This window comes from Nocardia sp. NPDC057440, assembly GCF_042802915.1.
GTDB lineage: Bacteria > Actinomycetota > Actinomycetes > Mycobacteriales > Mycobacteriaceae > Nocardia.
Map to the genome: position 1 here is coordinate 435,658 of NZ_JBHVDF010000006.1, position 9,741 is coordinate 445,398.

At 67.8% G+C, this 9,741-nt stretch carries 8 protein-coding genes and 1 tRNA gene; 7 read left to right on the forward strand and 2 right to left on the reverse strand.

Annotation, left to right across the window (positions count from 1 at the left end):
- Positions 1–214: 214 nt before the first annotated feature.
- Complete coding sequence (locus ACFU4Z_RS15480; RefSeq protein WP_379063496.1) at positions 215–568, reverse strand: RidA family protein; 354 nt, start codon at positions 566–568, stop codon at positions 215–217.
- A gap of 175 nt (positions 569–743) precedes the next feature.
- Between ACFU4Z_RS15480 and ACFU4Z_RS15485 the strand changes: the two genes are divergently transcribed.
- The 4 genes from ACFU4Z_RS15485 (at position 744) to ACFU4Z_RS15500 (ending at position 5,659) form a co-directional block, all read left to right on the forward strand.
- Complete coding sequence (locus ACFU4Z_RS15485) at positions 744–1,718, forward strand: helix-turn-helix transcriptional regulator (RefSeq protein WP_379063228.1); 975 nt, start codon at positions 744–746, stop codon at positions 1,716–1,718.
- Positions 1,719–1,907: 189 nt separating this feature from the next.
- Positions 1,908–2,711: a mycolate reductase gene (cmrA, locus tag ACFU4Z_RS15490; RefSeq protein ID WP_379063230.1), complete on the forward strand. Its 804-nt coding sequence runs from the start codon at positions 1,908–1,910 to the stop codon at positions 2,709–2,711.
- A 152-nt stretch (positions 2,712–2,863) separates the two neighbouring features.
- A complete protein-coding gene (gene lysA, locus ACFU4Z_RS15495; protein ID WP_379063232.1) occupies positions 2,864–4,210 on the forward strand; it encodes a diaminopimelate decarboxylase in 1,347 nt (448 codons plus the stop codon).
- Positions 4,211–4,363: 153 nt separating this feature from the next.
- Positions 4,364–5,659, forward strand: coding sequence for a diaminopimelate decarboxylase family protein (locus ACFU4Z_RS15500; protein WP_379063234.1), 1,296 nt, complete (start codon positions 4,364–4,366; stop codon positions 5,657–5,659).
- A gap of 153 nt (positions 5,660–5,812) precedes the next feature.
- On the opposite strand, the gene ACFU4Z_RS15505 is transcribed toward ACFU4Z_RS15500, so the two are convergent.
- Positions 5,813–7,603, reverse strand: a complete 1,791-nt coding sequence (locus ACFU4Z_RS15505; protein ID WP_379063236.1) for a helicase HerA-like domain-containing protein — start codon at positions 7,601–7,603, stop codon at positions 5,813–5,815.
- Between the two features lie 271 nt (positions 7,604–7,874).
- Here ACFU4Z_RS15505 and orn point away from each other — a divergent pair, with 271 nt between their 5' ends.
- From orn to ACFU4Z_RS15520, 3 genes are all read left to right on the forward strand, one after another.
- Positions 7,875–8,510 carry an oligoribonuclease gene (orn, locus tag ACFU4Z_RS15510; RefSeq protein ID WP_379063238.1) on the forward strand — a complete coding sequence of 212 codons (636 nt, stop codon included), beginning with the start codon at positions 7,875–7,877 and terminating at the stop codon, positions 8,508–8,510.
- Positions 8,511–8,684: 174 nt separating this feature from the next.
- Positions 8,685–8,757: transfer RNA gene (locus ACFU4Z_RS15515), tRNA-His, on the forward strand.
- A gap of 548 nt (positions 8,758–9,305) precedes the next feature.
- Positions 9,306–9,608, forward strand: a complete 303-nt coding sequence (locus ACFU4Z_RS15520; protein WP_379063240.1) for a hypothetical protein — start codon at positions 9,306–9,308, stop codon at positions 9,606–9,608.
- Positions 9,609–9,741 lie beyond the last annotated feature (133 nt).

A 9,741-nucleotide genomic window follows, 5' to 3' on the forward strand; every position in this document is an offset into this window, starting at 1 on the left:
CTCCGGGCCGGGGCGCCCCCCGCGCCCCCCCCCACCGCCCTGCACGGGCTGCGCCCCCCCCCCGCGCCCCCCCCCCCCGCCCCGACTCGATCGACAACGTCCGAGGCGCTGGCGGTGGCCGGGGATTCACGACACCGAGCGGCCTGGAGGTAGGGGGCTGGGTGAGCCGTGACTCGCCGCCTCCGGCAGCCCTACCGGAGGCCGCGAGGTGGCATCACTCGACGGCGGTTGCCTCGAGCTCGACCATCTGCCCGGGGATCGCCAGTCGTGTGACCCCGAGCATCGTGGTAGTCGGTGCCACCCCGGAAGCGCCCAGCCGCGACGCCAGCACGCCGTAGTGCTGGAAAAGCAGATCGACGTCGGTGGTGTAGACGTTGAGCCGGACGAGGTTCGCGAGGGACATGCCTGCCTCTGCGAGCACGGCCTCCACGTTGTCGAGGCTCAGCGCCAACTGCGCCGCCATGTCACCGGCATGCTGGGGCTTGCCGTCGCCGCTCATCGCGGTCTGCCCGGAGCAGTACAGGGTCCGGGTGTGCCCGGAGACGAGCTCACCCTGGTTGAATCCCATCTCCACCGACCACGTCACCGGGTTGACCGCTGTTCGTTCCGCTACCACATCAGCTCCATTCGATCGTTGAAGTACGTACGTCCGTCGGCCCGGTAGCCGCTGTTTGTGACGCCGTGGCGGTAAGCCTCCCAGCGAATCACGACATCCTGTGTCGTGTATTCAGTAAAGTTTTCGTATGCGCGCCGACCGGTTGGTGTCGCTGGTGCTGCTGCTGCGCCAGCGCGGTCGGCTGACCGCGGCCGAGCTGGCCGACGAGCTGGAGGTGTCCACCCGCACCGTGTTGCGCGACATCGAGGCGCTGTCCGCGGCCGGCGTCCCGGTCTTCGCCGAACGCGGCAGGCACGGCGGTTTCGCGTTGTTACCTGGGTTTCGGACCGAGCTCACCGGGCTGAACCACGATGAGGCGCTTGCCTTGCTCATCGCCGGATCGCGGCGCGGCGCGCAGGCATTCGGCCTCGGCTCGGCGCTTGCTTCGGCGATGCTCAAGGTGGTTGACGCGCTACCCGAAAGCTATCGGGACACCGCAGCAGACGTGGCCGAGCGATTGCTCATCGACCCACAGACCGATCTACTGTCGCGTCGGCTGGTCGCTGAGGAGGTGCCCGGCGCCATATTGGCCGAGGTTCGGCGCGCGGTGTTCGCCGGAAACAAGCTGCGCATCCACTACGCGGCCGTCGACCAGACCCCGAAGTGGCGCACGGTGGACCCGATCGGCATGGTCATCGTTCGCGACCAGGGCTACCTGCTGGCCACGAGATCTGGCGCGGACCGCACCTACCGGTTGTCGCGAGTGCTGGCCGCAGAGGAACTCCCCGAACCGGCACAGCGACCAGACCGGGTCGATCTGGACCTGGCCTGGCAGGAACGCAGCACACAGTTTCGGACCGGCGGTGACCACATCGCCGTGCTGGTACGGGTGAACCCGGCGCGGCGGGAGGACCTGGTGAGCACCGCACTCGCCGTCCGCACCGAGGAACCCGACGCAAACGGCTGGCTGCGGCTGGAGGTGACCTTCCAAGATTCACGACACGCCGAATGGGCGCTGTGGCAGCTCACCACGGACGTGGAAGCCCTGGCCCCGCGGTCGTTGCGCACTTCCCTGCGCAACCGCGCCGCCTCGATTGCCACCCGCTACGGAGAGTCATCCTGAGAGTGCCGGGATACTGGTCGACAGCGGCGGTTACCCGTCTGACCGACATCCATCCGACGGCACGGACGCGAGGCATCGCCACGCCGACGCGACGTGTGCGGCCGCACGAGAGTCGCCGACCGCTCGACCTCCACCGAAAACGCTGACGTGCTCGTCGATCAGGACGATCGCATCGCCTAGGCTCGACTCGTGAGCCTGCCCTCCCCCACCTCCGAGAATCGCGCGGTCGTCACCGGCGCCTCCTCCGGCATCGGCACCGCGCTGGCCGCCGACCTCGCCGCGCGCGGGTACTCCCTGATCCTCGTCGCCAGGCGCGGTGACCTGCTCACCGAACTCGCCCAGCGGCTCACGCTGGCGCACGGCATCACCGCCGAGGTGCGCGCGGTCGATCTGGCCGACCGCACCCAGCGCGGCGTCCTCGTCGAGGAACTGGCCGCGCGCAATATCGCGATCCTGTGCAATAACGCGGGCATCGCCACGTTCGGGGCCGTCGCCGAACTGGATATGGCCTACGAACGCGCGCAGATGGAACTGAATGCCGTAGCGGTGCACGACCTCACGCTCGCCGTGCTGCCCGGCATGATCGCGCGTGGCGGCGGCGGCATCCTGATCAGCGGCTCGGCGGCGGGCAATATGCCCATCCCGAACAACGCCACCTACGCGGCGAGCAAGGCCTTCGCCAACACCTTCTCCGAATCGCTGCGCGGCGAGCTGAAGGACTCCGGCGTGCACGTCACCCTGCTCGCGCCCGGCCCGGTGCGCACCGAAACGCCGGACCCGACCGAGGCATCGATCGTCGACCGTATGGTCCCCGACTTCATGTGGGTCACCTCCGAATACACGGCGAAGGTGTCCATCGATGCCCTGGCCCGCAACAAGATGCGCGTGGTTCCCGGTCTGATCAGCAAGGGCATGAGCGTGGCTGGTCAGTACGGACCCCGCTCGTTCACCGCACCCATCGCCGGCGCTTTCTACCGGAAGCTCGGCGGCTAGTAAACGCCTGGTCGGCGCGCTGTTGCGATCTCGTCAAGATCGAGGAGCGAAGCGTCAAGTTCGCATATGCCCGTGGTTCGGGCCGCTGAAATCGGCGTAGTCCTGACAACGGCCCCGCAGGAGGAGAAAGCGGGGGCGAACCAGGAGATACCGTGACGCTGCTCGAAATCTTCCCGTCGCTGCGGGCGGGGGGAATGCCCCCTCGGCTCGACTCCGCGATCTGGCCACGGGACACGCATTACGACGACGCGGGCCGAATAACCGTCGGTGGTGTCGCGCTCGCCGATATCGCCGACCAGTACGGCACCCCCACCTACGTGCTCGCCGAGCGTGAGGTCAGAGAGCGCTGCCGGGCGTATCGGGCGGCCTTCCCCGAGGCCGAGATCTACTACGCGGGCAAGGCGCTGATGATCACGGCGGTCGCCGACTGGGTCACCTCGGAGGGACTATCCGTGGATGTCTGCTCGGCGGGCGAACTCGCCGTCGCGCTCGCCGCGGGCGTCGATCCCCAACGAATCATCTTGCATGGCAACGGAAAGTCCTTCGACGAACTGGAGGCCGCCGTTCAGGTCGGCGTCGGCCGGATCGTCGTCGATTCACTCGCCGAGATCACGCTGCTCTCCGCACTGTCCACCGGCTCACAGCAGGTCATGCTGCGGCTGTCCCCCGGCATCGACGTGCACGGCCATCCCGCCGTTGTCACCGGCGTCACCGATCAGAAGTTCGGTTTCCCGCTCGGTAGCGAATCGGCCGCCGAAGCCGTCGCCCGCATCCTGCGCCAGCCGACATTGCGGCTGGTCGGCTTCCATTGCCATCTCGGCTCGCAGATCTGCGATCCGGACTACTACGGCGAGGCCATTCGACGGATGGTCGCCGAGATGGCGCGCGTCCGCGATGAGCACGGCCACCTGCTCACCCATCTGGACATCGGCGGCGGACACGGTGTCGCCTATCGTTGCGGCGACGCCGCAATGAATCTCGCCGACCTGTCCGAGATCGTCGAGGACGCCCTCGATGCGGCCTGTGCGCGCCAAGGTTTCCCACGCCCGGTCATCGCCATCGAACCGGGCCGCGCCATCGTCGCGCACGCAGGTGTCACGCTCTATCGGGTGCGCTCGGTCAAGCACATCGACGGCGGACACACCTACGTCACGGTCGACGGCGGGATGAGCGACAACCCGCGGGTCGCGCTGTACGGCGCGCAATACAGCGTGGTCGTCGCCAATCGGCACCCGACCGGCCCGCAGATGACCGCCACGGTCGCGGGCCGGTTCTGCGAGGCGGGCGACATCCTCGCCACCGACGTGCAGCTCCCCGCGGACTTGCGGCCCGGCGAGGTGCTGGCCATGCCGTGCACCGGCGCCTACCACCACAGCCTCGCGTCGTCCTACAACAGCGTCGGCCGCCCGCCGATCGTCGCGGTGCGCAAGGGCGTGTCCCGGGAATTGGTACGCCGGGAAACCCTGTCCGACCTGCTCAGCCGGGATATCGGCCGCTGAGGACGCGGCGTCGGCAACGGCATGTCAGTGATTCGTCAAGATCGCCGATCGGGTGGTCAAGGTTGTGCTAAAGACAGGTCGAGCACCCCGCCTGGCGAGGTACACCTGAGTATCCCCGCAGCTCTATCCAGCGGGCGCACACAGGAGAACACCGTGACGCTGCTCGACCTCTTCTCGTCCACCCGGTCGGTGACGGCCGCACGCCTCGATACCGCGATCTGGCCTCGCGATTCGCACTACGACGAGTCGGGCCGGATCGTGGTCGGCGGTGTCGCGCTCGCCGATATCGCCGAGCGGTACGGCACCGTAACGATGGTCCTCGACGAGCACGAGGTCAGGGGCCGCTGCCGTGCGTATCGCAAGGCTTTCCCGGAGACCGAGATCGTCTATGCCGGACAGGCATTGCTGGTTCGCACCGTCGTGGACTGGGTCGCCGACGAAGGTCTCTCGGTGGCTGTGCACTCAGCCGACGAGCTGGATGTCGCGCTGGCCGCCGGCGTCGACCCGAAGCGAATCATCATGCACGGCAACAGGGAATCCTTCGACGCTCTGGTGACCGCGGTCGATTGCCACGTAGGGCGGATCGTCGCCGGTTCGCTCGCCGAGATCAATCTGCTCGCGGCGGTGGCCACTCATCCGCAGCGAGTGCTGCTGCGCTTATCCGCCGATATCGACGTGGATGATCAGCCGACGGAGGTTGCTCGACGGACGGACTTCCCGGTCGGCGCTGCTGCTGCTGCTGTCGAGCAGGTACTGAGCAACCCGATGCTCGACCTGATCGGCTTCCATTGCCATGTCGGCTCGCAGATCTACAACCCCGACTACTACGGCGAGGCGATCCGGCGGATGGTCGCGGAAATGGCGCAGGTGCGCCACGACCACGGCCGGATCCTCACCGACCTCGATCTCGGCGGCGGGCACGCGGTCGCCTATCGCAGCGGCGACGCCGAAATGAACCTGACCGAACTCGCCGCCATTCTCGAGGACGCACTCGACGCGGCCTGTGCCAGACATCGCTTCCCGCGCCCGAATATCGCCCTCGAACCCGGCCGTGGGATCGTGGCTCGCGCGGGCGTGACGCTACTGCGGGTGCGCTCGGTCAAACACCACGACGGCGGGCACACCTCCGTCATTGTCGACAGCGGTGCGCGCGGGGGCACGCGGCCCGCCGCGCTGGCGAGCACGGTGCTGGCGAACCGGCAGGCGGCCGGACCGCACCGGACCGCTACCGTCGCGGGCCGAGCCGGAAACGACATCCTCGCCACCGACATCCGGCTGCCCGCCGACCTGCGCCCCGGTGACCTGCTCGCGGTGCCGTGCACCGGCGCGTACCAGCATGGACGCGCCCTGTCCGACACCGCACGACTGCCCGTCATCGCCGTGCACAGCGGCCGCTGCGTCGAACTCGTACACCGCGAACCCGACATGCTCGACCGCGACGCGGGCTAATTCACCGCGCCGACCCCAGACGCTGACCACCGTCACTCGCGCTCCGGGCTCGGGCCGGTGGATCGCACCCGCTTCGGCCCGCTGCTCATTCCGATCCTGCCGCCGCCCCAGCCCGATGCGCACCGGGTTGCCGGCTGCTGGGCGCAAAGCCGCTCAGCGCTTGCGGGTGCCGAAGATGCTGCGGCTGATCTCGCGACCCGCCGCGGTGGCGGCCGAACGCAGGAAGCTCTTCACGGCCGGGTTCTTCATGATGCGCTCGGCGGCCGAGTCCGCCTCGGCGGCCTTCGTGGAACGCCCGGGCGCCGCGGGCGGTTCCTGATTCTCTTGTGCCGCGGCGACCTTCGCGGCGAGCATCTCGTAGGCCGATTCCCGGTCGATGGTCTGGCCGTACTTGCCGAACAGCGAACTCGACAGCGCGCGCGACTTGATCGCCTCATCACCGATGGTGTCCATCAGCGAGCGCGGCGGCGCAATCCTGGTCCACGCCACCGGAGTCGGCGCGCCCTTCTCCGAGAGCACGGTGACGATCGCCTCGCCGGTGCCCAGTGAGGTGAGCGCCTTTTCCAGATCGTAGGCGCCGGTCTTGGGATAGGTGCGCACCGTCTTGGACAGCGCCTTCTGATCGTCGGGTGTGAAGGCGCGCAGCGCGTGCTGGATGCGCGCACCCAGTTGGGAGAGCACGGCATTCGGAATGTCCGTCGGCAGCTGGGTGCAGAAGAACACGCCGACGCCCTTGGAACGGATCAGCTTGACCGTCTGCTCCACCTGCTCGAGAAAGGCCTTCGACGCGTCGGCGAACAACAGGTGCGCCTCGTCGAAAATAAAGACCAGCTTGGGCTTTTCGATATCGCCGACCTCGGGCAGGGTCTGGAACAGGTCGGCGAGCACCCACATCAGGAAGGTCGAGAACATCACCGGCCGCGCTGCCTGAGCGCCGAGCTCGAACAGGGTGATCACCCCCTGCCCGCCCGCGACCCGCAGCAGATCCGCCGGATCCAGTTCCGGCTCACCGAAGAAGGTGTCGCCGCCATCGGCCTCGAGGTTCACCAGCGCGCGCAGGATGACCCCGGCGGTCGCCGCGGAGACCCCACCGATGCCCTTGAGGTCTTCCTTGCCTTCCGGGCTGGTCAGATGGGTGATGACCGCGCGCAGATCCTTCAGATCCAGCAGACCGAGCCCTTGCCGGTCCGCCCAGTGGAAGATCAGTCCGAGCGTCGATTCCTGAGTCTCGTTGAGCCCGAGCACCTTACTGAGCAACACCGGGCCGAAGGCGGTGATGGTCGCGCGGATCGGCACTCCGATGCCACCGGTGCCGAGCGAGACGAACTCCGTCGGAAATCCGCTCGGCTGCCATTGCCCCGCACCGGTTTCCAGCGCCCGCGCGCTCAGCTTCTCGTTCGGCGGCCCGGGTTGGCAAAGACCGGATAGGTCACCTTTGATATCGGCGAGCACCACCGGCACTCCGGCGCGCGAGAGCTGTTCGGCAATGCCCTGCAGCGTCTTCGTTTTACCGGTGCCGGTGGCGCCCGCGACCAGGCCGTGCCGGTTCACTGTGCGCATCGGAATCCGTACCAGCGCAGTCGGATCGACTTCCCCGTCGACAATCACGGAGCCGAGCGCAAGCGCCTCGCCGTCGAACGCGTAGCCCGCGGCGATCTGCTGCGCGGGCGACTGCTGCGCGGCCGATGCGGTGTCGGATGCTGCCGCCTTCGTGGCTCGAGCCGCCGCGGCGGCCGCGGCAGCGGTCTCCGCCGTCGCGGCGGCCTTTGCCTGGGACTCCGCGGTCACGGCCACCGCATCGGCCGCACCCGAGGCGGCCGCGGCCTCCTGTTCGGCCAGCTCGCGCTCCGCGGCTTCCGCCGCGGCGGCGGCCTCCGCGGCGACCCGCGCCGCCTCCTGCGCAGCCTTGCGGGCAGCGGCCGCTTTCTCCTGGGGGGTGGTCATCGCGCGTCCTCCGTCTAGGTCTGACCGTGACTGCTTTCGCAGTGCTAGCTGTCGTGCCACAAACGCCTACGCCGAACTCCCGCAAACTCTATCGCCGCTGGTCGCGTACGGAGGGCCCAACGCAGCCATCGCCGGAGGACACCGCTACCGCTGCTCGGGTGTCCGACAAATTCGTAGTGTCGAATTCGGGGCATGCGATACACGAAATCCGCCGCGACAACGCGGCCGGGTGGGCCCGGTCGGTCACGACCAAACGGCTACTGTGTCTCCGGTGAGCGAGAAGTACGTGGTGTGGATGGATTGCGAGATGACCGGCCTTCGTCTCGACAGCGACAAGCTGATCGAGGTGGCCGCGCTCGTGACCGACAGCGACCTCAATATTCTGGGTGAGGGCGTGGATATCGTCATCCACGCCGACGACGAGGCGTTGGCCGCCATGCCACCGGTGGTCGCCGAAATGCATGCGCGTTCCGGTCTCACCGACGAGGTGCGCCGCTCCACGGTCACCCTCGCCGAGGCCGAGCAGCAGGTCCTCGACTACATCCGCGAGTACGCGCCGCTCGCGGGCACGGTCCCGCTCGCGGGCAATTCGATCGCCACCGACCGTGGCTTCATCGCCCGCGACATGCCGCTGCTGGATACCCACCTGCACTACCGAATGATCGACGTGAGCTCCATCAAGGAGCTGTGCCGCCGCTGGTATCCGCGCATCTACTTCGGCCAGCCCGAGAAGGGGCTCACCCACCGCGCCCTCGCCGACATCAAGGAATCCATCCGCGAGCTCGAGTACTACCGCCGCACCGCGTTCGTCGCCGCACCCGGCCCGTCGACCGCGGAGATCTCCGCCATCGCCAACGAACTCGGCAACAACACGGACACGGCGTCCACCCGGTCCGACGCCGAGTAAACCGGCCCGTGGGCGTCGGATCAGCGGGGCTGCGGATGGCCCGGTGTGGCCGGGGCGCACCGCCAAACCCCGCGGCGCGCCAAAAGCCCAGTACAAACGGCGTGCCGTTAACGGATTAGGGACTCCAGGGGGTTACACGCTAATATCTACCGCGCCGGTGATTCACCGGCAATGGTGGCTGTAGTTCAGTTGGTAGAGCACCAGGTTGTGATCCTGGCTGTCGCGGGTTCGAGTCCCGTCAGCCACCCTCTACGGGCCAGGTCAGAGCGGAAACGTTCTGACCTGGCCCTTTTTGCTGCCCGATGCGCGAGCGAGGCCATGGCGAATATTCCGCCCCGCCGGGGTAAGGCCACTGCGCGTGATCATCGAGTGCGTCCGTATTGTCCGGCACTTCGGCCGGCCGGTCACAAACGCTCGTCGAACCATTCGCGGATGACCTGGGCCGTCCGCCCGGAATCCCGGCCGACCAGACCGAAATGATCCGATCGCACGGCCGGGCATCCATGTGGCACTGCTGCTGGATTTCGAGCAGCGGCAGGTCCACGTCACCGCGATGATGCCGCCCAACCAGTGGGAATTCTTCGATATCGGCGAGATCCTGCAGGCCGAACGCGCGTCCTGAGCGCCGTCAACCGTTGCGCGACAGGCAGTTTCGCTGTCCCGCATCCCCATCGTCGATCGAGAACAACCACTTCGCCGATTGTCTGACAGATCTCCGTTTCACTCCGTAGACTGCGGCGCGAGGGAGGTGTCGCCAGGCATCGCCCTGGTTGACAAGAAAGACAACAGTTCGTGATGCGTGCCACAGTTATCGCGGCCATCGTCGGCGCAACATTGCTGACCGGAGCCACCGGGACGGCCGCCGCGGATCTCGGAACACCGATGGAGTCGACCGGACTGGAGTCCTCGACCGGATCGGGCGCCGGATCGGCGGGCGGGATGACCACGACCGGGTCCTCGGGCACCGGATCCGCGGGCGCGGCCTTGGCCGCCTTCGAAAAGCTCCTCTTCGGCGGCCCACTGCTGTGCGCCGCGTTGGGCAGCGCGATCAACGCGAATCTCACCTGCCCGGGCACGCCAGGACCCGTCATCCCCTGATTTCCGCCTGTCCTAGGACATGAGAAGGGGCCCCGCGCCGGCGCCCGGGGGCGGGCCAATATAAACCCGACCAAGGCGGTGGCCCCCCGCCACAAACGCCCCCCAAAAAAAAAAAAAACCAAACCCCCCCCAC

What these genes read in the sequence shown, in the direction of transcription:
- ACFU4Z_RS15480 (WP_379063496.1), bottom strand. Translation starts at nt 568, where the DNA reads ATGGGATTCAACCAGGGTGAGCTCGTCTCCGGGCACACCCGGACCCTG.
- ACFU4Z_RS15485 (WP_379063228.1), top strand. Translation starts at nt 744, where the DNA reads ATGCGCGCCGACCGGTTGGTGTCGCTGGTGCTGCTGCTGCGCCAGCGC.
- ACFU4Z_RS15505 (WP_379063236.1), bottom strand. Translation starts at nt 7,603, where the DNA reads ATGACCACCCCCCAGGAGAAAGCGGCCGCTGCCCGCAAGGCTGCGCAG.
- ACFU4Z_RS15520 (WP_379063240.1), top strand. Translation starts at nt 9,306, where the DNA reads ATGCGTGCCACAGTTATCGCGGCCATCGTCGGCGCAACATTGCTGACC.